Below are 23,995 nucleotides of genomic sequence, written 5' to 3'. Positions count from 1 at the left end.
CACCTACTTTGAAAGCCTTTTCAATAGCTCTTTAATTAAATCTTCTACTTCCATAGTCTCGTCTAAACCTTTTGCAATGCTTGTGATTTCGTATTTATTGTAGCCAAGAGAACATAGCGCTTCTATCGCTTCATTTAGGTTGCTTCCAACGCTTACAGCACTTGCAATGTCTTCAAACTCACTGCCCTTGCTAACTTTATCCTTAAGTTCAAGAATTATTCTTTGAGCAGTTTTTTTGCCTATGCCAGGAGCCTTCATTAAAGCTTTTTCGTCATTTGTTACAATTGCTTTTTGTAAATCTATAACTTTTTGTTCAGATAAAATACCTATGGCTGTCTTTGGCCCAACTCCATTAACAGTTGTAATTAAACTGAAAAAATCAAGCTCATATCTATTAGCAAAGCCATATAGACTCATATCATCTTCCCTAACTACTAAATTCATATAAATTTTTACTTCGCCATCGTAAATATCGCTCTCCATAGTTTCTTTAGATGTAAATACTTTATAAGCAATGTTATTTACTAATAAAACTATGTAATCTTTCTTCTTATCTACGACCTGTCCAATCATATACTCAAACATATTTACCTCAATAAAAATTGATCTTTAAAATTAATACTTGCGCTATGAGTTAGAGCAACCGCTAAAGCATCAGCAACGTCGTCAGGTTTTGGAACCTTTTCTAAATGAAGAAAAGTTTTAACCATCTCTTGCATTTGCTTTTTCTCAGCCCTTCCATAGCCAGTAACAGCCTGTTTAATTTGTAGTGGAGTGTACTCGTATGTAGCTAAACCCTTGTGCTTTAAGCAAAGTAGCGTTACTCCTCTTGCTTCAGCAACTTGTATAACAGTTTTTTGATTTTTAAAATAAAATAGTTCTTCGATTGCCGCCTCATCTGGGTCATACTTATCGATTATAGCTCCAAGCTCAAAATAAATCTTCTCAAGTCTTTTATCTAAGCTAAGGTCTTTATGCGTTGTAATCGCGTCGTAAAATACATCGCGAGCCTTGTTGCCGTCGTAATCAATGATGCCCACACCGACTATAGCGATGCCTGGGTCTATGCCTAAAATTCTCATTTTTCCTCCTACTACTCCATTATAGATTCTATTATACTACAAAAGTCGCATAAATTCAAGCCTTTGAAAATAGTTTTAATTAAAATATTGAATTTATCTATATCTTTATAATTGTTTTATTTAGAATATTGATTCTATCTATATCTTCGCAATTATTTTTTAAACTGTTATGCACATTAAAAAAGCTACCTATCTAGGTAGCTTTAAAATCATTTTAATTTATATTACCATTCACCAACTCTTAAGCCAGCTTCAGACAATACTTTTGTGATGTTTGTATCATCTTCTACTTCTACTCTCAAGATAACTTTAAGTAGTCCCATAACTTTTGCACTAGTTACTACCATACTGATAATGTTGATACCTTGGTCTCTTATAATACCTGCAAGTCTTGAGATTTGTCCTGGCATATCAAATATGTGAACAACAATTCTCTTGCCTTTATTAATACCAAATACTTCACTAAAAGCATCAAATATAGCTTTGTGTGTTAAAATACCAGCAAATTTATCTTGTTCATCGAAAACAGCTAAAAATGGTATAGATAGTTTTCCAAGCGCATAAGATGCTTGTTCTATGTTTTCGCCAATAGATATTTTTTCGTATCTTTGTTCGTTAAAATCAGAAACTAATTTTCCTAAAAATTTGTCTTTGTCTGTACAAGACCATTCATAATAAGATCTAAATATAGTTTCTTTGTGTAAAATACCGATTAGTTTGTCACCATCTACAACTGGTAAACTCAAAAAGTCTCCTTCTTCAAACTTTTTGATAGCCTCAGCTATAGTTTCGCATGATTTTACTGTTGTAAGTTTCTCCTTCGGAATCATATAGTTCCTTACGTACATAATACTACCCCCTATCTGTATCTTTTTAAAACTCTTTCATTTAATCCGTTCCAATAAGCATCTATATACAAATTGGTACATGTATTTAAAATAAATTTAAATGTTTCTTTATATATTATCTTTAAATCTTCTCTAGGAATCATAACGCTTGCAGGATTGATACCGTCTCTGTCAAGCTCTAATTGCCTATCTACATATTTGTTCAAGGAATAAGTCTTGTCTTTAATTATTTTATTTGAAAATTCATAGACAGTTGCTAAAACTTTTTCACTCTTTCTCTCTCTTTTAATTAGTTCACTTCTTAATCTTTTCTTAAATGTTCTTATCTCTCTATTTAAATTTTTAAATTGGAACAAGTATTTCTTATTTGCTAAGTCTTTGCTGTTATAATACTTAAGAGCCTCCTTCTCCAAAGCATTAGCTTGATTAGCGCTGTTAAATCCTTGAATGTATCCGTCTAGGTAGATGTATAGTTCTAACCTGTTGATATCTTCATGTATTTGTAATGATAATGATCTTGATATGCAGTGTGCATCTGTCCTGTAAGCTATAGCTTTAGCAATTTTCTTTCTAAGTATGCCCATCGAAACATACTTTGGAAATATATTTTGAACTCCCATGTTTATATCGTAGAAGCTCATTAAGGACTTAAGCGAATCTATGTCACCTCTATAAAGAAAATTATGTTTTAATCCAACACAGATATGAGATTTTGAAATCTCAACTTGCATTTTCTTACCTCCGTTAATTGTTATTTCAATTATACTACATATTTGAGTGAAAATATATTAAGAAAAAATAATTAAGTTATGTCGAAAACTTAACAATTAATATAGGCTTGATGTAGACTTGATTAAAAAATTTTATTTTCTTTTACTCGTCTAATAATTTTTTATATTCTTCAAAAAATTTATAATTATTAAGGCTGATATAGATTTTCTTTAAATTAGAATTATGATTTTGAAGATATGACTTTATTGCGCTGAAGGCAATTTTGCTCGCATCTTTTATATCCATATCAAAGGCTCCGCATGAAATCGCCGGTATTGCAATACTTTTAATCTCATACTCATCTGCTAAGCTCAAAAGGTTTAAATAAGTTTTTTCTAAAAGCTTATTCTTTTTCTTATTTGAATCCATAGGTCCAACTACATGTATGATGTAGTCGTTCTTAAGCTTATGCGCCTTTGTAATCTTTGCTCCGCTTGTATATATTCCAGCTAGTTTCACTGTATCATCTAAAAGTTCTTCGCCATCGTTTTGATGTATAAGTCCATCTAGTCCGCCTCCTCCTAATAAGGAATTATTCGCAGGATTTACTATGCACTCTACATCTAGATCAAAAATATCTCCATAAATTGCTTCTAATTCGCATGAATTAATTATCATACAAGTTTAACTAGCTCTACAACTGTTTTAAATGCCTTTTCCATTGATTGTATTGATGCGTACTCATATCTTCCGTGGTAGTTCATTCCACCTGTGAATATGTTTGGACAAGGAAGACCCATAAATGAAAGTCTAGCTCCATCTGTTCCGCCTCTAACTTGTGTAACCAATGGCTCAACGCCTGCATTTAGCATGGCTTTCTTTGCAAGTTCAACTATCTCTAGTCTTGGCTCAATCTTTTCATACATATTGTAGTATGAATCTTTTATATCAAGCTCCATTGCGTCATTATATTTATAGTTAATATAGTCTTGAGCATCTTTCATTAGGCACTTCTTTGAAGCAAATCCTTCTTTAGTAAAATCTCTAATGATGTAGTGCATTTGTGTTTCTTCAACTGTACCCTTCATATTTGTAAGCAAAATAAAGCCTTCATAGCCATCTGTATACTCCGGTCTTTCGTTAACTGGAAGCATAGCGTTATACTCCATAGCCACTAATTGTGAGTTAATCATCTTATTCTTAGCTGAGCCTGGATGAACGTTTCTACCCTTTATAGTAATTTTAGCAGAAGCTGCGTTAAAGTTTTCATACTCAATCTCACCAAGTGGTCCGCCATCGATAGTAAAAGCATAATCTGCGCCAAATTTCTTGACATCGAAAAGGTCTGCGCCTCTACCGATTTCTTCATCTGGTGTAAAAGCAATTCTAATCTTACCATGCTTTATATCAGGATTTTTGATAAAATATTCCATGGCTGTGACAATTTCAGCAACTCCAGCCTTATCATCAGCTCCTAATAGTGTTGTACCATCAGTAACTATAAGGTCATCGCCTACATAATCATTTAGCTCAGGAAAATCATTTGGACTTAAAATAATATTTTCTTTTTCATTAAGAACTATGTCTTTGCCGTCATATTTTTCAACGATTCTTGGCTTAACATTCTCACCGCTCATGTCAGGAGATGTATCCATGTGTGCAATTAGTCCTAAAACATCCTTCTTTTCATCTGTATTTGCTGGAAGTGTAGCATATAAATAAGAGTTTTCATCTAATTCAACATCTTCTAAGCCTAATTCAATAAGTTCATCTCTTAATTTTTTAGCAAACTCCATAATCTTAGGACTGCTTGGACAAGTTTGAGACTCCTCATTTGATTTTGTGTCAATCTTTGCGTATTTAATAAAACGATTTACTAAGATATCTTTCATAACATCACTCCTTTACTTGATTAATACCCATTTAAATGAAAAAATAACAAGCATAAAACTTGTTACCTTATTAATATTTAATTATTTGCATACTTTTCTTCTAATTCAAGAAGAGATTTCTTTACTTCATTTCCTCCAGAGTAGTTATAGTAACCTTTTTCATTAAGCATAACAACTCTATGACAAGGTATAATTATAGCTATGGTATTGCCTCTGCAAGTAGCTCCTACGCCACGTGAATATGTCTTATTGCCAAGTTTTTCAGCGATTTCTCCGTATGTACATGTCTCTCCGTATTTTATGTTTTTAATCTGTTCTAAAGCCATGTTTTGAAACTCTTTTGCCTTTACTTTAAGAGGTATGTCAAATTCTTTTCTTTCTCCATTAAAATATTCATTAAGTTGTTTAAGAGTTTTATCTATAATGTGATTAATTTCTTTTTTACTTCCAAATATGTTTTGATGACCAAAGTGTAAATATACTAGCGCGTCATCATCAGCAGCTGCTGTCATTTCGCCAAAAGGTGTTTCGAAATGATGTATGTAATATGTTTTGTTTTTGTCAAAATAATTTGAAATCATTAAATCAACTCCTTATTGCAATTATAGTACATTAGGCGCTTAAAGTCAAGAAGTAATAATATGACTTAGTTCATTTTTAGTTTGCGTAAATAATTTTTAATAAAGGTGTAAAATATAAATAATTAAATAAAACGCATAAAAATAAGGCGAGCAAAGCCCGCCTCATAATGATTTTTATGAAAAATTATATATATTAAATATTATTTATTATATTTATTCTCTATTTCGTCTATTACAAGACTTGTCGTTTCGCAAAACATATCTTCATAATTTTCATACTCTTTGCTACCAACTTTTTTACGCTGTGGTGAATAATGAGGAAGATAGTATACACCTGTATCATCGCCAAACATTTCTTTCAGTTTGTTTAAAATATGTTTTCTTCTTAAAGCGCTATGAAGTAAGATAAATATTGGTTTTGTAACTCCAAGCGTATATAGTTCATCTTTTAGACCAAGGAATTGAGATTTTATATTTTCTTTTTTTAAAAGATTAGTAACTTTTTTATTAGTACTATCAGCTTGAGAAATGCCGCAGCTAATAATCTCTTTATCAGTAGGAGCAAATTTAATAAAATCTGTTATATATGCGCCAGAAAGTAATTCCATAGCTTTTTTATTGTTATTCATTACATTATAATATCCATACGATTTAGTGCCCTTTCCAAAAGGACTGTAAATATTTGCAAAAAGATACTTTTCATCATCTTTAGCAAGATCGGATAGTTCTTTATATCTTTCTTTTTGATCTTCGATGCTTTCATGCATATTCTTTTGAAGATACTTTTCGTTATACTTTGCTAAAATTTGATGCATTTTATTGTTTTTCGCTTTTTCCATACTTTGTGAGCCAGAAAAATTTAAAGCTATAATTATAACATTTTTGTTTAATTTTTCACTAAGTTTCTTTTCTATAAATTCTTTTTCAGTATTTGCAATAATTAATTCTTTCCTTAATGGAAAATCATATTCAGCCTCGGTTTTCTTTAAATTAAGCACCTCATTATTGTACAATGCTCAAGTAGAGACATGCCCATAACGCTTTCTATTCTCACTATATTGTTCCCATGTTATAGGCACAAATATTTTTATTACGATTCATTTTTACTCCTTATTTTTATCTTATTAATAAACGAAATATGAAAATAAATGCCATATAATATCTACATATTAAATTAGGAGTAAATACTATATGGCATAATTTTATTTTAAATATTTAAATAAATATCAAAACTGATATTATTTATTTTTTCTCTTTATAGCTGCTTGTGCTGCTGCAAGTCTTGCGATTGGCACTCTATATGGTGAGCAGCTTACATAATCAAGTCCGATTGCGTCACAGAATTCGATTGATCTAGGATCTCCACCGTGTTCGCCGCATATACCTACATGTATATCTGGTCTTGTTTGTCTGCCAAGCTTAGTTGCCATATCAAGTAATTTGCCTACGCCTTCAGTATCAAGTGAGTCAAATGGACTTCTTTCATAAATACCGTTATCAATATAAGCGTTAACAAATTTACCGTAGTCGTCTCTTGAGTAGCCCCAAGTCATTTGAGTCATATCGTTTGTACCGAAGCTAAAGAATTCTGCTTCTTTTGCTATTTCGTCAGCAAGTAGCGCAGCTCTTGGAACTTCAACCATAGTACCGATTTCATAAGCAAGTTTTTTGTTCTTTTCATCAAAAACTTTATTTATTTCTTCTACTAAATGTCCTTTAACAAATTCAAGTTCTTTTAACTCGCCAATTAATGGAACCATAATCATAGGTTTGATATCTTTTTTGATTTCTTCGCTTACGTTTATAGCTGCTTCCATGATGGCTCTAACTTGCATTTTATAAATTTCCGGCCATGTAACACATAGTCTGCATCCTCTATGACCAAGCATTGGGTTAAACTCTTTCATATCTTCAATTCTGTCTTCAATTACTTGAGTTGTTATACCCATATCTTTAGCAAGGCTTTCGATATCTTCTTTAGTCTTAGGTAGGAACTCATGTAGAGGTGGGTCAAGAAGTCTTATAACTACTCCTTTTTCTTCCATTACTTTAAATATACCTTCAAAGTCTCCTCTTTGATATGGAAGAAGTTTTTCAAGAGCTTTTTCTCTTTCTTCTAATGTCTTTGAAAGAATCATCTTTCTTACTTGGAAAATTCTCTTATCATCAAAGAACATGTGTTCTGTTCTGCATAGACCAACGCCTTGTGCGCCAAAGTCAAGCGCTTGCTTAGCATCTCTTGGATTATCAGCATTAGCTTTTACTTCTAGAGTTCTAAATTCATCGGCCCATTCCATAAACTTAGCAAAATTACCGCTTAATTCAGGTGTAACTTTTTTAATTTCTCCTAAGTATACATAGCCTGTTGAACCATCTATAGAAATCATGTCGCCTTCTTTAATTTCGCCGCCATGGTATCTAATTACTTTATCTTCTTCATCTACTCTTAGTTCAGAACAACCAGCAACACAGCACTTACCCATACCTCTTGCAACAACTGCAGCATGTGATGTCATACCGCCTCTTGCTGTTAATATACCTTCAGCATATACCATGCCGTCTATATCTTCTGGAGAAGTTTCTTCTCTTACTAATATAGTTTTAAGATTATTCTTATGATATTCGATAACTTTATCTGGTGAGAATACTACAACGCCTGATGCAGCTCCTGGTGAAGCTGGAAGACCTTTTGTAATTTCTTCTTTGCTCTTAACATCTTTTTCTTCAAATGTTGGGTGAAGTATTTGATCTATTGACTTAGGTTCGATTCTTAATATCGCTTCTTCTTTAGTGATTAAGCCTTCATTAACTTGATCAACTGCTATGTTTATAGCTGCTTTTGTTGTTCTCTTACCATTTCTACATTGAAGCATGAAAAGCTTACCATTTTCAACTGTAAATTCAATATCTTGCATGTCTTTATAATGTTTTTCTAGCTTTTCAACAGTTTCTTTGAATTCTTTGTAAACGCTCGGTAATTCATTTTCAAGTCTAGCTATTGGTTCTGGTGTTCTAACACCTGCAACTACGTCTTCGCCTTGAGCATCGATTAAGAATTCACCAAATAAAACATTTTCTCCTGTAGCTGGGTTTCTTGTGAAAGCAACACCTGTACCAGAGTTCATGCCCATGTTGCCAAATACCATCTCTTGAACGTTAACAGCTGTGCCAAGTGTATCAGAAATTTCATTTAATTTTCTGTATGTCTTAGCTCTTGGTGTATTCCAAGACATGAATACGGCTCTAACTGCGTTAAATAATTGTACCTTTGGATCTTGTGGGAAGTCTTCTCCGATGTATTTTTTATAAATTGCTTTATACTCTTTAACAATTTCTTTTAAGTCATCAGTATTTAAGTCGATATCGCTTTCAATATTTCTTTTTTCTTTTTGTTTGTTTAAAATTTTATCAAATTCAACTTTTGGGATACCCATGGCAACATCAGAAAACATTTGTATAAATCTTCTGTAACTGTCGTAGGCAAATCTTTCATTATTAGTCTTCTTTGAAAGGCCTTCTACTGTCACATCGTTTAAGCCAAGATTTAATATTGTGTCCATCATGCCTGGCATTGATATTTTAGCACCACTTCTAACTGAGAAAAGTAGCGGATTTTCTTTATCTGAAAAGCCCTTATTTGTGATCTTTTCAACATTTTCAATACCTTTTCTGATCTCTTCCTTTAAATCTTGCCATAATTCTTCATTTTCTTCATAAAACCTGTTGCACGCTTGTGTTGTAATGGTAAAACCGTTAGGTACTGGTAGGCCTAAATTAGTCATCTCTGCTAAGTTAGCTCCCTTGCCTCCTAACAAATCGCGCATATCTTTATTGCCCTCTTTAAAGCTATAAACATACTTTTCCATCTGTATCCTCCTATTGCTTTTTAATTTTGAAGATATCTAACAATGCTATTAGAAACTTCTTCTATTGATTTTCCATACATGGATATAACAAGTATCCCTAATTTACTATACATCTCGCGAGCGTATTCATTTTCAAAAAACACTCTCTCAAGTGATGAGTACTTAGATACGCCTGTTATTCCTAAGTCTTTGTCTCTTTCTCTTCTTATTTTGGATAAATACTCCTCATCTTGTATAAGGCCAATCATTTTTGATCTGTCTAAATCTTTGATCATATCAAATTGATCAACCTCTGGTACAAGCGGTATATTTATCGCGTTTAATCCTAAAGAAGCAAGATAATAACAAAGAGGTGTCTTGCCAGACCTTGATGGTCCTAAGATAATCACATCCGCACTTGAAATATTGTCAAATGTTTTGCCGTCATCATTTTCAATTGCATAAGCAAAAGATTTATTTACATCCATAGAAAATCACCACCTAAATTATACCACATCGGGAAGTATTATTCAATAATTTACGATTTATTAATATTTTATTAATCTTTCTTAAAAAATTCTACGCCTGCTTTGAAAATATTTTGAATCTCAATGTCAGAAACGTTCTTAAATGTGTCTGTTTCAACTCTTTCTGAGTGAGCCATCTTGCCAAGTATCTTTCCATCTGGTGATAACATTGACTCGATATCAAAGTTTGATCCGTTAGGATTATCTATATATTCAAAAGCTAATTGAGCGTTATCGCTTAATTTTTCGTAAAGTTCTTTATTAATTAAAAGTCTTCCTTCGCCATGTGATATAGGCACTCTATAAATTTTATCTTTATCGATGTACTTAAGCCATGGTGATGATGTTGTTAATGCCTTTGTCTTAACGATTCTTGCTACGTGTCTAGCAATATTATTATATGTTAATGTTGGGTCATCTTCGTCTATGTCTTTAATCTTACCACAAGGTAATAATCCAGTCTTGACTAAAGCTTGGAAGCCGTTACAAATACCTAGAATTAAACCGTCATTTTCTTCAAGTAAATATTCTACAGCTTCTTTAACCTTTGTATTTCTTAGTACATTGGCAATGAATTTGCCTGATCCGTCTGGTTCGTCTGATAATGAGAAGCCTCCTGGAATAAATAATATTTGGCTTTCTTTGATCTTCTTTGCTAATTCATCGATTGATTTATCAATGTGATCATTATCTAAGTTATTGAATACAAAGACATCAGCCTTTGCTCCTTCTTTTTCGAAAGCGTATTTTGAATCATATTCTGAGTTTGTTCCAGGGAATACTGGTATGATAACTTTAACTTCATCAACCGGTTTTTTAGATTTGTGTACAAATTCTTTTTCTGTAAATTTGTTTTCTGTTTTAGCCACTCTATTTTCTTGTCCAAATATATCAAGAAGCGGTTTTTCATAAGCTTCTTTATATTCTTCAAGATCTATGCGTCTGCCATTGATAATGATGCTTGCATCTGTATTAGTAGTTCCAAGATATTCAATGCTTGGTAGATCTTCAGTGTATTCAACGATGTATGAACCGTAAAGCTCTTTAAACATGATGTCAGCGTCCATGTTTATGTTAAAGCCGATATCGTTACCAAATGCCATCTTCATAAGAAGAGGAAGTGTTGTATCTCTATTGATAGCAACTGCACTTCTAACTTTCTTTCTTGAAATTAAGCTAACAAGTTCAACGCTATTCTTTTTAAATTCATTTAAATCAAGTGTATTATCATCATTAATAGTAGTTCTTATTAAGCCAAGCTTCATATTGCCCTTTAATTCAGGTGTTACAACATCTTCAATATTCATAGTAGTTACTGCAAATGAAATTAATGTTGGAGGTACGTTTAAATCATTAAATGTACCACTCATTGAGTCTTTTCCACCAATTGAAGGTATTTGTAAATCGTTACAAATCTTGAACGCTCCAAGCAATGCCTCGAATGGTTTTGACCACTTATATGGATCGTCATTTAATTTTTCAAAATACTCTTGGAATGTTAATCTTGCCTTGAATGGACTTGCTCCATGTGAAGCAATTTTAGCAAGTGATTCAACTACTGCATAATAAGCTCCGAAGAATGGACTCTTTTCTGATAGATATGGATCGAATCCATAAGTCATTATGCTTGCTGTTGATGATTCGCCTTTAGTTGTTGGTATTCTAGCTATCATAGCTTGTTCTGGTGATAGTTGATTCTTGCCACCTAGTGGCTGAACAATACTGCCTCTGCCAACTGAAGAGTCAAATCTTTCAATAAGTGATTTTTTAGATGCCACATTGATATCTTCAAGTCTCTTCTTTAATTCTACTGTGAAATCATCTGCCAAATCTTCATTAAATAATTCTGCTTCTTCTGGCTTAAAGATAACATCTTGCTTTCTTGGTGCACCAGTTGAATTTAAAAATTCTCTCTTTAAATTACATACTTCTATATCATTGTACATCATGATAAGTCTTTCAGAATCTGTTACTTCGGCAACTATTGTCGATTCAAGGTTTTCTGCGTTTGCATATTCTTTAAACTTTTCATAATTTTCTTTAGCGATAACTACAGCCATTCTCTCTTGTGATTCTGATATAGCTATCTCCATTGGGCTTAGTCCTTGGTATTTTAGTGGTACCTTTTCTAAGTGTATTAATAATGAATCAGCTAATTCACCTATAGCAACGCTGACACCACCTGCGCCAAAGTCATTACATCTCTTGATCATTTTAGCTAATTCAGGTATTCTAAATAATCTTTGAATCTTTCTCTCTGTTGGTGCATTGCCTTTTTGCACTTCAGCTGCTGAGTCTTCAACTGATTTGTCTGTTTGTATCTTAGAGCTTCCTGTTGCTCCTCCAATACCATCTCTACCAGTCTTGCCACCAAGTAAAATTATGATATCTCCCTTAGCTGGTACACCTCTAAAAACATTTTCCATAGGTGCTGCAGCGATTACCGCGCCTACTTCCATCCTCTTCGCTTTATATCCAGGATGATATACTTCATCAACATAGCCTGTTGCTAAACCGATTTGATTACCATAAGAAGAATATCCTCTAGCTGCGTCTAAAACTATCTTTCTTTGAGGAAGTTTTCCTTCAAGTGTATCTTCAATAGCTTCTCTTGGGTCTGCCGCCCCTGTTATTCTCATTGCTTGATAAACATAGCTTCTTCCTGATAATGGGTCTCTTATTGCCCCACCAAGACAAGTTTGAGCACCGCCAAATGGCTCTATCTCAGTTGGATGGTTATGAGTTTCATTCTTAAACATTAATAAATAATCTCTAAGTCTTCCATCTATGCTGACTTTAATTTTTACTGAGCAAGCGTTTATTTCTTCACTTACTTCTAAGTCATTAAGCTTGCCTAGGCTTCTAAGCTTTTTAGTAACTATAGTTGCTAGGTCCATAAGAGTTAAATCTTTCTTAGAGAATTGATTTCTTGCTTTTAAATACTCATTTAATGTATTTCTAATTACTTCTATGAAATCATTTTCCCCTTCGAAGTTAATATTTGTTAATTGTGTATTAAATGTAGTGTGTCTACAGTGGTCTGACCAATAAGTATCAATTAATTTTAGTTCTGTTTGGCTTGGATCTCTATTTTCTTTGATAAAATAGTCTTGGAACACTTTTAAGTCTTCTATAGACATGGCAAGAGAATTTTTCTCATGGAAATCTTTTAATCCTTCGTCACCAAGCTTTATAAATCCATCATAAACTATTGACTCGATATTCATGTCGAAGCTTTCCTTAAGTGTTGTTGGTATGCCAATCAATACTCCTTCTGCTTGGTCAACAGTATTTATAAGATATTTTTTAATCTTTTTAATATCTTCTTCAGATACATCTCCTTTGATGTCATAAACTTTTTCGCATCTTGCTAAAACATCGTCTTTACCAAGAGTAACCTTGATTGTATCCTTTAGTCCTTGCTCTCTTTGATCAAATTGTCCTTTTTTGTATCTAACAACAAAGGCATTCTTCAAGTTCTTTTCCATTTCTAAAGCATCATCCAATAAATATATATTATCTACTGGTTTTTCGCATAGAATAGTATTTGATATCTTATTAATTTCTTCATCAGAAAGTAATTCAATATCATATCTGTTATAAACTTTGATTGAGTCAATATTTATCTTAAGAAAATCTTTAATCTCTCTTGTTAAACCATTTGACTCAGCATCAAATTCATCTTTTTTACAAACATAAACTCTCTTAACCACTGGACCAATATCCCTCCTATAATGCATTTTATCAAATGAAATCTTTTGGATCTCATCATAAACTTTTTTATACGCTTCTTCAAATGTATCAGCTTTAGAAAGTATATTTAATACTCTGCCGCCATTGGTCAATAGCTTTTTGCTACTTGCCTTAACGCCTGCGTAATTAACTTTAATACCTTCTGATAATTTGTCTAAGCCTTTTATTTCGTAGCCTTTATCATACTTTGCTGGATAGCCACCAGATGCTAGTACTACATTAACTATCTTTTTATCATTTACTTTTAATTTATATTCATTAAGTTTTGCTTCACTTGTCTTAATAAGTGCATCTAATAGCGACGAGTCAATTCTTTCTAGGATAACTTCAGTTTCTGGATCTCCAAATCTTGTGTTAAACTCTAAAACTTTTATTCCATCAGAATTTATCATAAGACCTGCGAATAATACTCCTCTATAGTCAATGCCCTCTGCTTTAAGACCTTTGATGAATGGCTTAACCAGTTCTTCTTCTATATCTTTTAAATATGGTAGTGCCATAAGGTTCGGTGAGTATGAGCCCATGCCACCAGTATTTTCACCTGTTTCACCTTCATAGACTTTTTTATGGTCTTTAGCGCTTGGAAGCATTATATATTCTCCATTTGAAATAAGTACATGAACAGATGTTTCAAAGCCGTCAATATATTCTTCGACTATAATCTTATCATCACCAAATTTTTTATCTAGTAATAATTCATTAAGAGCTTCATCAATATCATCAACGCTTGAAGCTATGATAACTCCTTTACCTTGAGCAAGTCCATCATACTTTAGTACTACTTTATTTACTTTTGATTTATTAATTAGTTCATAAGCATATTTCTTTGCTTCATCAATGCTATCAGTCTCAAGATACTTAGCGGTAGCTATATGATATTTCTCCATAAACCTCTTTGAAAATGCCTTGCTCTTCTCAAACATGGCAGCTTCTTTCTTTGGCCCAAATATCTTAAGTCCTTCTGCCTCGAATTTATCGACTATGCCAAAACATAGTGGATCTTCTGGTCCGACTATAGTATAGTCAATATTATTATCCTTAGCATAATTAATTAGCTTATCAAAATCCATGACTCCTATGTCAATATTTTTAAATTCACTCTCAGTTTTTCCATTTCCTGGAGCAAAAATAATTTCTACAGAATTATCTTCTTCTTTAATTTTTGAAGCGATGGCATACTCTCGTCCGCCGCTGCCTATAATTAATATCTTCATAGCTAACTCCTTATATTTGTACAAAGCCAACTTTTTTCATAACTTTTCTTAAAGTCTTATTAGCAAGGTATCTAGCTTTATCTCTTCCTTGCGCCATAAGCTTTTCAAGACCTTCTTTATCTTGAATAACTTCATTAAAATTATATTGAAAATCTTTTAAATCTTCATAAATAATATCAGCTAAATCTTCTTTGAATTCTTTGTATCCAAGTGAATCATACTTTTTAACAATATCATCAGTGCTCATGCCAGTGAATGAGCTGTAAATATTTATAAGATTATATAAACCGGCTCTGTTTGGGTCATAAGCAAAATTTGCTTCACTATCAGTAACAGCTTTTCTGATTTTTGAGTAAATTTTATCTTTGCTATCCATGATATAAATAAAGCTGTTTGGATCTTCATCTGACTTACTCATCTTTTTAGTCGGATCTTGTAGCGACATAATTCTTTTTCCTGTCTTAGCGATGTAGGCTTCAGGCACTTTGAATGTGTCTGAGTACTTGCTGTTAAATCTAATTGCTAAGTCTCTTGCTAGCTCCATGTGCTGTGTTTGGTCTTCGCCAACTGGTACTAAATCTGTTTGATATAAAAGTATATCGCCCGCCATTAGTACTGGATATGTTAATAATCCTGCGTTACAATTTTCAGGAGACTTCTTGGACTTATCTTTATATTGAGTCATTCTATTAAGCTGACCGATATATGAGATGGTATCAAGTATCCATCCAAGCATAGCGTGTTCAGGTACATGCGATTGAACAAACAAAACGCTTTTTTCTGGATCAACGCCGCTAACTAACATCATCGCAAATATTTCATAAGTCTTCTTCCTAAGTTCTTTTGGAACTTTTGGTACAGTTATACTGTGAAGGTCAGCAACTGCATATAAGCAATTGTAATCATCTTGAAGTTTTGCTAAATTTTTTAAAGCGCCTAAATAATTACCTATAGTTAAATCACCTGATGGCTGTATAGCGCTAAATGCTATTTTTTTATCCATATTAAATCTCCTTTATTTATTAAATTTCTCCGTTAAAAGTATCTCCGTCTTGAATAGTGCCTTTTTCAAAGCCTTTTTTGAACCACTTCATTCTTTGCTCGCTAGTTCCATGTGTAAAACTATCTGGAACTACTCTTCCTTGATATTTCTCTTGAAGTGTGTCATCTCCTATCTTTGATGCGGCGTTTATCGCTTCTTCAAAATCGCCTTCATCTAAGATACCTCTATCTTGTATGTGCTTTGCAAAGACTCCAGCGTAATAATCTGCTTGCAATTCAAGCTTAACAGAGTATTTATTATATTCTTTTTCAGAAATTTTTCCTTGTAATGCATGAACTTTATCAAGAGTACCCAATAATTTTTGTACGTGATGACCAACTTCATGTGCTAATACATAGGCCATGGCGAAATCGCCCTTTGCTCCGAATTCATTTTTAAGCTGATCAAAAAATGAAAGGTCTATGTAGATGTTTTTATCGACAGAGCAATAGAATGGGCCCATCTGTTCAGATGCAAAACCGCATCCAGAGTTAATGCTACCATTAAATAGTGTTAATTGTGGTTCTTCATATTCTAAGCCATTGTCCTTAAATACTTCATGCCAAACATCTTCGGTGTCTTTTAAAACAACTGAGATGAATTCTTTATACTCTTCTTCTTTTTCACTTGTTATCGGCGTGCCTTGACCATTTTGTATGCCAGCTCCAGGACCACTTGGGCCGCCAAAGATACCATCGCCAAATACTAAGTATAGTACCAGTAAAAGTATTACTCCACCTGTACCCATCTTGAATCCGCCAAAGTTTGGCATGCCGCCAGATTGAGCTCTTCTATCGTTAACATTAGTAGATTTCTCTCTGCCTCTCCACTTCATTTCATCAACCCCTAGATATTTTTAATAATTTCTTCAACTTTTCTTACAACTAAATCCTCATCTATGCCTTTAATTTTTTTATTTTCCATAATTATCTTGCCATTGATTATAGTCGTATCAACTTCACTTCCGTTCATCGAATAAACCATAGCACTAATTAAATTATTTTGTGGTTTTAAATTTGTATTGTCAAGATTTATTAGAATTAAATCTGCAAGTGATCCTTCACTTATGTTTACATCTTCATCAAATATATATTTATATGGATTTATAGTTGCTAGCTTAAGTACTTCTCCTGCACTCATTACCTTTGGATCAAGCGAGCGAGCCTTAGCTGCTAGTGAAACCGCTCTCATCTCAGTAAACATATTTTGCATATTATTTGAACTAGCCCCGTCAGTACCTATGGCTAGCTTGTCGCCGCGCACAAACATATTCTTAATATCAGGTATACCGCTTGCAAGCTTCATGTTTGATGATACATTTAAACTTACTAGTGCATTATTTTTTGCAATTATATCCATATCTTCTTCAGACAAGTGAACGCAGTGAGCAAGTATTGTTTTTTGATCAAACATTCCGAGCTCTTTAAATATCTTTATAGGGCTCTTTCTATATTCCTTGTAAGAATTATTTACTTCAGTTAAAGTTTCATTCGCATGAGTATGAATGATTAAATCTAATTCTTTAGCTAGGTCTATGCAGCTCTTTAAATAATCAAGTCCAGTTGTGTATATAGCGTGAGGCGCGATGGCTAATCTTAATAGGCCATCCTTTTGATGATACTTTTCATACATATCCCTGATGTTTGCTTCTCTCTCTTTATTAAAAGCATCATTTGTCATACCTCTTGCGATAAGGCCTCTCATACCTATTTCACTAGCTGCGTCAAAGACTCTTTCGCAGAACATATACATATCATTAAAGGCTGTTGTTCCAGTTTTTACAAGCTCTATGAATGTTAATAGACTTGCCCAATAAATATCTTCAGCAGTAAGTTTTGACTCAAGTGGCCAAATTTTATTTTGTAGCCAATCCATTAGCTCCATATCATCAGCGTAATTTCTAAAAACGCTCATAGCTACGTGGTTATGCGTGTTAAATAGGCCTGGCATTAATAATTTATCAGCGCCGTCTATGACATGAGCGCCCGCTTCTTCAATATTATCAGCAATCTTTTTAACTCTATTGCCATCGATTAAAATATCGCAAGGACCCTTAACAATTGATTCCTCTACGTCAATATACTTGATATTTTTTATTAGTATCATCTTAACCTCCTATAGATATGTGAAATTCTCTTTTGTATAAACAAGCAGCGGCACTATAACTAGACAAGCTGTTATGCTTAAGAGTGATGCTACTAAATTTACTTTTATAATTCTATCTATATTATATATATGAGCTGCGTTTGCAATTATTAGCGCTATGATATAGCTAAGTATCTTTGAAATGACTATAGATACAAGAAGTGAAAATATATATGATATATTAAATTTTTTATGGCTTATATATCCAATAGCAGAGCCAAAAACTACTTCTATAAATATCATAAGCGTTCTCATGTCAAAATTTAAATTTTTTCTAAATAATAAATTTAATATAAATATCAATAAAACGCTCGGCACCGAAAATTTTATATCTAGCGCAAATACAGCTATATATGTAAACAGCAGTATTACAAGATATTCGTTAAAGCCTTTGTTTAGCTTCATTAAGCCAAAATTCATCCCTAGACTTAAAGCTATTAAGACTAAAGCGATAATTATATCTATAGCATTATCTTTAATAAATTTCATCTTTGTTTTTCCTTAATTCTGTAATATTTTTCGTCGTAATATTTTTTCTGTCAATATTAAATTCTTTTATGATTTCTTCAAGTTTTTCATCGTTCTTTACTTCAATTTCAAGATAAGGCACATCAAATGTTTTTTTATCAAGTTCATCAAAATCAAAGCGTGCATCTTTATAAAGGTATGAGTCTCTTGTCTTGTAATTTAATTCAATTACACTTACGCCAAGCATTTCAAGTATCTTAAGCATAGAGTCTTTATCTTTTATCTCGCTTGTAATCTCTTCTGAGTTTCTTAAGCCGCCTGTGTCCTTGCCTTTAATTTTGTATGTTAAATAAAAAGCTTCTTCGCCACTTTTATATACTTCTCTTAATCTAAGAAGTGACTTTAGCTTTGAATTTTCATCTAAATCAACTTTTAGTATGTGATTTATTTGTTTTTCTTCTCCTAAGTGTTCTGCTCCCTTTGATAAAAGTTTCCTTTTAAGAGCATCTAAGTCAAGATTAAAAACTTTTACTTCTTTTTCTCTTTCTATCATTATTTTATAACTAAGCTTGCTAATTTTTCATCTATGATTACAGTAACGTCTGGATGTAAGTTTAGTAGTGACACTGGTACCTTAGATGATATCTTTTTAGAATTTAATAAATAATCTATGGCGAAGCTCTTTTGAGTGCCGCTTGCTATTAAAACTATTTTTTTAGCTTTAAATATAGAGCCAACCCCCATAGTGATGGCAAATTTTGGCACATCATCAATATCATCAAAGAATCTTGAGTTTGCAACCCTTGTGGATTCTGATAGCTCTTGCACATAAGTTACAGAGCTTAGGTCGTCTCCTGGTTCATTAAAACCAATGTGACCGTTTTTACCAACGCCTAAGACTTGTATATCAATTTCATAATGTGATAGACTTTCTTCGTATTCTTTTGCAGTCTTTTCTAAGTCTGTTCCCTCGGCGTGTGGTATATGTGTATTTTTTTTATCGATGTTAATATGATCAAATAAATTCTCATTCATGAAATAATAATAACTTGCTGGGTGATCCTTGTTTAAGCCAACGTATTCATCTAGATTAAATGTAATTACATCTTTAAAATCAATACTGCCTTCTTTATTTGCTTTGATAAGCTCTTTATACATGCCGATAGGGCTTGATCCTGTTGCCAAACCTAATACACTGTCATGTTTTTCTTGAATTTGTTTAATAAATATTTGAGCAGCTTCTTTGCTCATCTCGTCATAATCTTTGCAAACTATAACCTTCATACTAACACCTCTCTATCAATTTAAGTTTAAAATTTAAGTAGTCGCTTGAGACCAATGAGTAATCAATGCCATCTATCAAGCCTTCTCGTCTGTACCTATGTCCCCCCGCGTGCAAGTGGCCATATATACATTTATATACATTATTTTCTTTCATGAGATCATGAAACTGATTTGGCTCTAGATCCATATTAAATGGCGGATAGTGAAGCATCACTATAATTTTTTTATCTTTATCAGCCTTTTCAAGCGATAAAGATAATCTAATTAGCTCCCTATCAGTTATCTTTTTATCATTTTCTTCGTCATACTTGTCATTATCCTCTTGCATCCAGCCTCTTGTAGCGCAGATGGCAAAGTCTTTATAAGTATATGAATCATTTTGCAAAAAGTGAATTGATTTAAATCCAAAGCCATTCATCTTGGATATGCTTGTCCACCAATAATCATGGTTGCCTTTGCTAATAAGTTTCTTGCCCGGCAATTCATCTATAAATTTTAAATCGTCTATAGCTTCACTAAATCTCATTGCCCATGATGTATCGCCTGGTAGCAAAACTAAATCGTCTTCCTTGACGTTCTCAAGCCAACTTGCCTTGATTTTCTTGTCATGATCTTGCCAGTTGCCGCCAAAGATACTCATAGGTTTTAAGTCTGTTGAATCTAAATGTAAATCGCCTATAGCATAAATCATTTTCTCACCTCTATAACTGTATATAATTATAACACAGATTAAGCTCTGAGAGAACACTTTTTTCGTCTTTACTGCTCGTAAATAATAATACTTGCTTTTCTTTTGCTAAAAAGGCAAAAACTTTTAGTGCGGTTCTCATACGCTCTTCATCAAAAAATACTAAATTTTCGTCAAAAATAAGTGATAGATTAATATCAAGCGCTTCAACAAGAGCAAGTCTTAGACTAAGGTATGACATAGATAAGACTTGTCTGCTAAGGTTTTCTTCTTCATATACAAGACTAGTTTTTTTGTCTTTAAGCATAATTTTAAAACTTTCATCGAGCAAGAAAAAATTATATTTATCATTAGAAAACATTTCTAAATATTTATTTGCATAATTAATTATTTTTGGCATGTAACTAGTATTAATTTCATTAATAAGACTAGAAATTATCTCGCTCGCAGCACTTAAGGCGCCTTTTCTTCTGTAAAGCTCCTTCATTCTAGCGTCAAGCTCATCGCGTCTTAAGCCAAGTTCGTAGGCCCTTTGTGAAAGTTTGTCATTATAATTAAGCTTAGTCTCAAGAGAGCTTAGTTCTAAATCAATCCTAGTGATTTCATCTTCACAAGCGCTTATGGAGTAGTTCTTGTACTTATCATAGAGCTCTTTATTGTTTTTTTCTAAATATTCAATAACTTTTTCTTCACTTAGTTCATCAAAATTCTTTTCGCTATATGTTTTTAAAAATTCATCAAAGCTTTGTAAATAGTTTTGATTCATCTCACTTGATCTTTCAATATTATATTCACTGATGAAATCACTATCGCTAGATATATTATATTTATCTAAAATAGCTTTTTTATCAATCATTAATTTTTCTTTAGCCTTATCACTTTTCTTCACTTTATCAAAAATAAAACTTATAAGAAAAATTATTATAAAAGCAGCTCCAATATTAAAAGCAATTTCACTTGACTTAATAAAATAATATATAAAACTAAATACACTTAATAAAAGAAATGCATATGATAGCTTTCTTTGCGCATTTTTTCTAGATTCATTATTATTTATAGCATCAAGCCTATTAGTAATTTCGCTAAATTTTTCATAATCGTCACTTGTAATATTTTTATCATTTTTTAAAAAATCTTTTTTCTTTTCTTTAAGCTCTTCTATCTTTAATAAATTTTCCTTTTTGTAATATTCTTTAGCTTTATTGTATTCAGATAAAAATTCTTTATTTTCTAAAATTAATTCATTTTTCTTTTTATTTAAATCATCTTTTTTATTAAGCATAGTCATAGTGTCTTCAAGTGATGCTTCAAGACCAGATATATCTCTATCTAGGCTTGTAATTTCTTTCTTAAGAGCATATAACTCCTTTGTTTTGGCATTTTCCGTACCAATCATGGCAATTTCATTATCAATATTATTTTTCGCCCCACTTAAGTTGTACTCACCCTCGTCATTTGTCTTTAGCTTGATTAAAAGCTCTTTAATATCGTCAAAATCATCAAAATAAAGATCCTTTGACTGACTAATGTATGTGCTAGCTGTGAATACATTGCGAGAAAAGCCTAAAATTATCTCTCCTATAGATTTATTGCTTATAGAATTTTCTTTTTTTATATCTTCAGTGATGTCAAGACCGTTTTTGCTTACAAAATAAGTATCATTTAAAAAATCTCTGTATATTTCATAATTAAATCCATCTTTTTCGAAAATCATTCTGCCACTATACTCATTTTTGTTTATTGGTTTGTATCTTAGATAATCTTTTATCTTAGTTTTTCTCTTGGTATTTGCCTTATTCACACCAAATAGCATAAAGCTGATAAAGGCATGCATAGTAGACTTACCGCTCTCATTAAGCCCATAAATCAGATTAAATGAATCGTCAAAGTCTAGGTGATAATTATTAAATTTACCAAAATTAATTAAATCTACTCTCTTAATCTTCATAGTAGTGCTCCGTACTTTGCATTGCCTTAAGCGCGATGTTTATCGCATCTTGCCTAATTTCATCTGGATAATTTTTTGCCTTTTCAAGTATTTTTTGATAGATTTCATTAGAAACGCTAACTCTTTCTGATAGATTATTGATAGTTTCTAGATAATAAAATTTATCTTTTACTAGGCTTATAATTTTATTTATATTTAGCTCAGCGCTTATGCTTCCCTTTAATATAATTCTATAGAAATTCTTATCCTTATCTATAAGCTCATCAAATTTTGTGATTATATCAAGAAATTCATCGTCTTCTTTAATTATTATTTCTTTTATAATAAATTCTCTTAATGCAAAGGGCACAAATTTTGCGTCTCCACTAAGTGTGTCAACCTCATAAAAGCCATGTTCCCCAAGCTCACCAAAGTCAAGCGGCTCAAGTGATCCTGCATAAAAAGTCTTATCTGCCACTTGTCCTTTTTTATGTATGTGTCCCAAGGCGATGTAATCAAAACCTGATGCTAAAAGAGGCTCTATATCTATCTTGTACTTACCATCATTAAGGTCGCCATGAAGGCTAGCTATATTAAATTTATCTTTATCAAGATTTATTTTATTAGCATCAAATCCATTATCTTGATCATTTATCCAAGACGCACCATATATAGCAACGTTATCAGCTATATCTATGCGCTCAAAGCTATTTGTTTTAAAAACATGAAGATTCTTAGTAAAATTATTGAATAAATAATCATCGCTATAAAAATCATGATTGCCGCATGATAAAACTATGTTTCCGTAGTAAGTATCAATGATGCTCATCAAGTGCTTTGTCTCGGTATATGTAAGAGCATCTCTTTCAAAAAAATCTCCGCTAATAATTATTAAATCGATTTTATTCTCATTCGCATAATTAATAAGCCTTTCAAATGTTATGAAAAGCTCATTTTTTCTCTCGTCAGACCTTGATCCAAGCGTTTTATTTTTATATTTGAAGCCAAGATGCAAATCTGCTGCGTGAATAAATTTATTAATAAACATAGCTGTACCTAATTAAATCAGTTTCAGACATAATTTTTTTAATGATAGAAAAATCAAAATCAGCACTATCTTTTTTATTAAAAATCGAAAAGCTGCTTGCTATTTTAAGTGATGTATCTAAATCATATTTTCTTTCAAAAGCAATAGCGAGTCCTAGTAGAGCCATATTCTTGTCTATGTGTATAAATGGCTTCTTCTCATAATCATATAAGTAGTAGCAATCCTTAGTAAATATGATTAAATTGTCATTGAATTTAATAAGAATGATTCTGTCCTTGTCTATCGCCATAAATTTAACTACACTGACAATATCGTCAAGTGAATTCAATCTTAGATTAAGTATATCGCTTAAATCTTTATAATCCATGGACATGGCAAAGACGTTTGAGTCAATACATAATTTCATCGTACTCTTTGACGCTGAAGCGAAAAGTTTTTTCATGTATCTATTGGAAACATCTATAAGCCCTTGATAAAAATCAGGGCTAATATTATTATCAAAATCTTCCATAAGTACTGTAACTCTTGTGTCATAAAGAACATCATCAAATTTATCAATAAAATTAAGTTCATCATCTCTTGTAATTCGAGGAGCATTTTCAATAATTCTAGTGGTTCTAGTATTTTCTTTTATATCGATAACTGTTCTTGCCTCATCCTTTATATTAATAAGATAATAATCCAAAAGATAGCTTTCTAAATAATTTCTATACTTCATCGAAGCATAACCGCCTGCAAATGAAATCACTCTGTAATCTTCTTTCAATCTGTGAAAAATTTCACTAGCAAGATAGTTTGAACCATAGAACGAATCATTAAGTATATCCGCTGAGTTTTTAGATGCAAGATAAAGCTTATCTAAACCCAAAGCTTTATATCTAATCAAGTCAGTATTTAATAATAAAATCATCTTTCTGCCTCCTCTTCTATCTATATTATA

General features: G+C 32.2%; 21 protein-coding genes and 1 pseudogene. All 22 read right to left on the bottom strand.

Going from position 1 to position 23,995, the window contains the following annotated elements:
• Positions 1 to 3 precede the first annotated feature (3 nt).
• Positions 4 to 585, bottom strand: coding sequence for a Holliday junction branch migration protein RuvA (gene ruvA / locus AC2UOP_RS01075; protein ID WP_085840262.1), 582 nt, complete (start codon positions 583 to 585; stop codon positions 4 to 6).
• Positions 586 to 587: 2 nt separating this feature from the next.
• Positions 588 to 1,082 (bottom strand): crossover junction endodeoxyribonuclease RuvC, encoded by a 495-nt coding sequence (ruvC, locus tag AC2UOP_RS01070; RefSeq protein WP_019214757.1) that lies wholly within the window; start codon positions 1,080 to 1,082, stop codon positions 588 to 590.
• Between the two features lie 224 nt (positions 1,083 to 1,306).
• Entirely contained in the window at positions 1,307 to 1,930 is a 624-nt protein-coding gene (locus tag AC2UOP_RS01065) for a CBS domain-containing protein (RefSeq protein ID WP_019214756.1), read from the bottom strand.
• A gap of 11 nt (positions 1,931 to 1,941) precedes the next feature.
• Complete coding sequence (locus AC2UOP_RS01060) at positions 1,942 to 2,661, bottom strand: hypothetical protein (RefSeq protein ID WP_019214755.1); 720 nt, start codon at positions 2,659 to 2,661, stop codon at positions 1,942 to 1,944.
• 142 nt (positions 2,662 to 2,803) lie between these two features.
• Positions 2,804 to 3,319 carry a macro domain-containing protein gene (locus AC2UOP_RS01055; RefSeq protein WP_484832341.1) on the bottom strand — a complete coding sequence of 172 codons (516 nt, stop codon included), beginning with the start codon at positions 3,317 to 3,319 and terminating at the stop codon, positions 2,804 to 2,806.
• On the bottom strand, positions 3,316 to 4,533 hold the full coding sequence (pepT, locus tag AC2UOP_RS01050) for a peptidase T (RefSeq protein ID WP_484832340.1): 1,218 nt from the start codon (positions 4,531 to 4,533) through the stop codon (positions 3,316 to 3,318). Before pepT ends, AC2UOP_RS01055 begins: the two co-directional genes overlap by 4 nt.
• Before the next feature lie 77 nt (positions 4,534 to 4,610).
• On the bottom strand, positions 4,611 to 5,114 hold the full coding sequence (locus tag AC2UOP_RS01045) for a methylated-DNA--[protein]-cysteine S-methyltransferase (RefSeq protein WP_484832339.1): 504 nt from the start codon (positions 5,112 to 5,114) through the stop codon (positions 4,611 to 4,613).
• A 200-nt stretch (positions 5,115 to 5,314) separates the two neighbouring features.
• Positions 5,315 to 6,127, bottom strand: a complete 813-nt coding sequence (locus AC2UOP_RS01040) for a hypothetical protein (RefSeq protein ID WP_484832338.1) — start codon at positions 6,125 to 6,127, stop codon at positions 5,315 to 5,317.
• A gap of 225 nt (positions 6,128 to 6,352) precedes the next feature.
• Positions 6,353 to 8,986, bottom strand: coding sequence for a pyruvate, phosphate dikinase (ppdK, locus tag AC2UOP_RS01035; RefSeq protein ID WP_484832567.1), 2,634 nt, complete (start codon positions 8,984 to 8,986; stop codon positions 6,353 to 6,355).
• 14 nt (positions 8,987 to 9,000) lie between these two features.
• Positions 9,001 to 9,447, bottom strand: coding sequence for a kinase/pyrophosphorylase (locus tag AC2UOP_RS01030; RefSeq protein WP_019214750.1), 447 nt, complete (start codon positions 9,445 to 9,447; stop codon positions 9,001 to 9,003).
• Between the two features lie 71 nt (positions 9,448 to 9,518).
• A complete protein-coding gene (locus AC2UOP_RS01025) occupies positions 9,519 to 13,226 on the bottom strand; it encodes a phosphoribosylformylglycinamidine synthase (RefSeq protein ID WP_484832566.1) in 3,708 nt (1,235 codons plus the stop codon).
• A pseudogene (purD, locus tag AC2UOP_RS01020) lies at positions 13,215 to 14,453 on the bottom strand (phosphoribosylamine--glycine ligase); the annotation flags it as partial. The pseudogene purD and the gene AC2UOP_RS01025, both read right to left, overlap by 12 nt.
• Before the next feature lie 10 nt (positions 14,454 to 14,463).
• A complete protein-coding gene (trpS, locus tag AC2UOP_RS01015) occupies positions 14,464 to 15,456 on the bottom strand; it encodes a tryptophan--tRNA ligase (protein WP_019214748.1) in 993 nt (330 codons plus the stop codon).
• Between the two features lie 19 nt (positions 15,457 to 15,475).
• Positions 15,476 to 16,330 carry a KPN_02809 family neutral zinc metallopeptidase gene (gene ypfJ / locus AC2UOP_RS01010; RefSeq protein WP_484832337.1) on the bottom strand — a complete coding sequence of 285 codons (855 nt, stop codon included), beginning with the start codon at positions 16,328 to 16,330 and terminating at the stop codon, positions 15,476 to 15,478.
• Positions 16,331 to 16,341: 11 nt separating this feature from the next.
• The gene (locus AC2UOP_RS01005) at positions 16,342 to 17,601 is read right to left on the bottom strand and encodes an amidohydrolase (RefSeq protein WP_484832336.1); all 1,260 of its coding nucleotides are present in this window, start codon (positions 17,599 to 17,601) and stop codon (positions 16,342 to 16,344) included.
• Positions 17,602 to 17,610: 9 nt separating this feature from the next.
• On the bottom strand, positions 17,611 to 18,129 hold the full coding sequence (locus AC2UOP_RS01000) for a hypothetical protein (RefSeq protein ID WP_484832335.1): 519 nt from the start codon (positions 18,127 to 18,129) through the stop codon (positions 17,611 to 17,613).
• Positions 18,116 to 18,661 (bottom strand): class IV adenylate cyclase, encoded by a 546-nt coding sequence (locus tag AC2UOP_RS00995; RefSeq protein WP_484832334.1) that lies wholly within the window; start codon positions 18,659 to 18,661, stop codon positions 18,116 to 18,118. The genes AC2UOP_RS01000 and AC2UOP_RS00995 overlap by 14 nt, the downstream gene beginning before the upstream one ends.
• Positions 18,661 to 19,392: a glucosamine-6-phosphate deaminase gene (gene nagB / locus AC2UOP_RS00990; RefSeq protein WP_484832333.1), complete on the bottom strand. Its 732-nt coding sequence runs from the start codon at positions 19,390 to 19,392 to the stop codon at positions 18,661 to 18,663. Before nagB ends, AC2UOP_RS00995 begins: the two co-directional genes overlap by 1 nt.
• A gap of 1 nt (position 19,393) precedes the next feature.
• Positions 19,394 to 20,083, bottom strand: coding sequence for a metallophosphoesterase (locus AC2UOP_RS00985; RefSeq protein WP_019214743.1), 690 nt, complete (start codon positions 20,081 to 20,083; stop codon positions 19,394 to 19,396).
• A gap of 10 nt (positions 20,084 to 20,093) precedes the next feature.
• Positions 20,094 to 22,028 (bottom strand): ATP-binding protein, encoded by a 1,935-nt coding sequence (locus AC2UOP_RS00980; RefSeq protein WP_484832332.1) that lies wholly within the window; start codon positions 22,026 to 22,028, stop codon positions 20,094 to 20,096.
• Positions 22,018 to 23,055, bottom strand: a complete 1,038-nt coding sequence (locus AC2UOP_RS00975) for a metallophosphoesterase family protein (protein ID WP_484832331.1) — start codon at positions 23,053 to 23,055, stop codon at positions 22,018 to 22,020. Before AC2UOP_RS00975 ends, AC2UOP_RS00980 begins: the two co-directional genes overlap by 11 nt.
• The gene (locus tag AC2UOP_RS00970; protein WP_484832330.1) at positions 23,045 to 23,965 is read right to left on the bottom strand and encodes a carbohydrate kinase family protein; all 921 of its coding nucleotides are present in this window, start codon (positions 23,963 to 23,965) and stop codon (positions 23,045 to 23,047) included. Before AC2UOP_RS00970 ends, AC2UOP_RS00975 begins: the two co-directional genes overlap by 11 nt.
• Positions 23,966 to 23,995: the final 30 nt, after the last annotated feature.

This window comes from Fenollaria sp. (assembly GCF_057222035.1).
Note: the sequence above shows the minus strand (reverse complement) of the source record. Positions and strands in the feature narration are given on the sequence as shown.

Coding starts and splice junctions, on each gene's coding strand:
- ruvA (WP_085840262.1), bottom strand. CDS start 585: ATGTTTGAGTATATGATTGGACAGGTCGTAGATAAGAAGAAAGATTAC.
- ruvC (WP_019214757.1), bottom strand. CDS start 1,082: ATGAGAATTTTAGGCATAGACCCAGGCATCGCTATAGTCGGTGTGGGC.
- AC2UOP_RS01065 (WP_019214756.1), bottom strand. CDS start 1,930: ATGTACGTAAGGAACTATATGATTCCGAAGGAGAAACTTACAACAGTA.
- AC2UOP_RS01060 (WP_019214755.1), bottom strand. CDS start 2,661: ATGCAAGTTGAGATTTCAAAATCTCATATCTGTGTTGGATTAAAACAT.
- AC2UOP_RS01055 (WP_484832341.1), bottom strand. CDS start 3,319: ATGATAATTAATTCATGCGAATTAGAAGCAATTTATGGAGATATTTTT.
- pepT (WP_484832340.1), bottom strand. CDS start 4,533: ATGAAAGATATCTTAGTAAATCGTTTTATTAAATACGCAAAGATTGAC.
- AC2UOP_RS01045 (WP_484832339.1), bottom strand. CDS start 5,114: ATGATTTCAAATTATTTTGACAAAAACAAAACATATTACATACATCAT.
- AC2UOP_RS01030 (WP_019214750.1), bottom strand. CDS start 9,447: ATGGATGTAAATAAATCTTTTGCTTATGCAATTGAAAATGATGACGGC.
- AC2UOP_RS01025 (WP_484832566.1), bottom strand. CDS start 13,226: ATGCATTATAGGAGGGATATTGGTCCAGTGGTTAAGAGAGTTTATGTT.
- trpS (WP_019214748.1), bottom strand. CDS start 15,456: ATGGATAAAAAAATAGCATTTAGCGCTATACAGCCATCAGGTGATTTA.
- ypfJ (WP_484832337.1), bottom strand. CDS start 16,330: ATGAAGTGGAGAGGCAGAGAGAAATCTACTAATGTTAACGATAGAAGA.
- AC2UOP_RS01005 (WP_484832336.1), bottom strand. CDS start 17,601: ATGATACTAATAAAAAATATCAAGTATATTGACGTAGAGGAATCAATT.
- AC2UOP_RS01000 (WP_484832335.1), bottom strand. CDS start 18,129: ATGAAATTTATTAAAGATAATGCTATAGATATAATTATCGCTTTAGTC.
- AC2UOP_RS00995 (WP_484832334.1), bottom strand. CDS start 18,661: ATGATAGAAAGAGAAAAAGAAGTAAAAGTTTTTAATCTTGACTTAGAT.
- nagB (WP_484832333.1), bottom strand. CDS start 19,392: ATGAAGGTTATAGTTTGCAAAGATTATGACGAGATGAGCAAAGAAGCT.
- AC2UOP_RS00985 (WP_019214743.1), bottom strand. CDS start 20,083: ATGATTTATGCTATAGGCGATTTACATTTAGATTCAACAGACTTAAAA.
- AC2UOP_RS00980 (WP_484832332.1), bottom strand. CDS start 22,028: ATGAAGATTAAGAGAGTAGATTTAATTAATTTTGGTAAATTTAATAAT.
- AC2UOP_RS00975 (WP_484832331.1), bottom strand. CDS start 23,055: ATGTTTATTAATAAATTTATTCACGCAGCAGATTTGCATCTTGGCTTC.
- AC2UOP_RS00970 (WP_484832330.1), bottom strand. CDS start 23,965: ATGATTTTATTATTAAATACTGACTTGATTAGATATAAAGCTTTGGGT.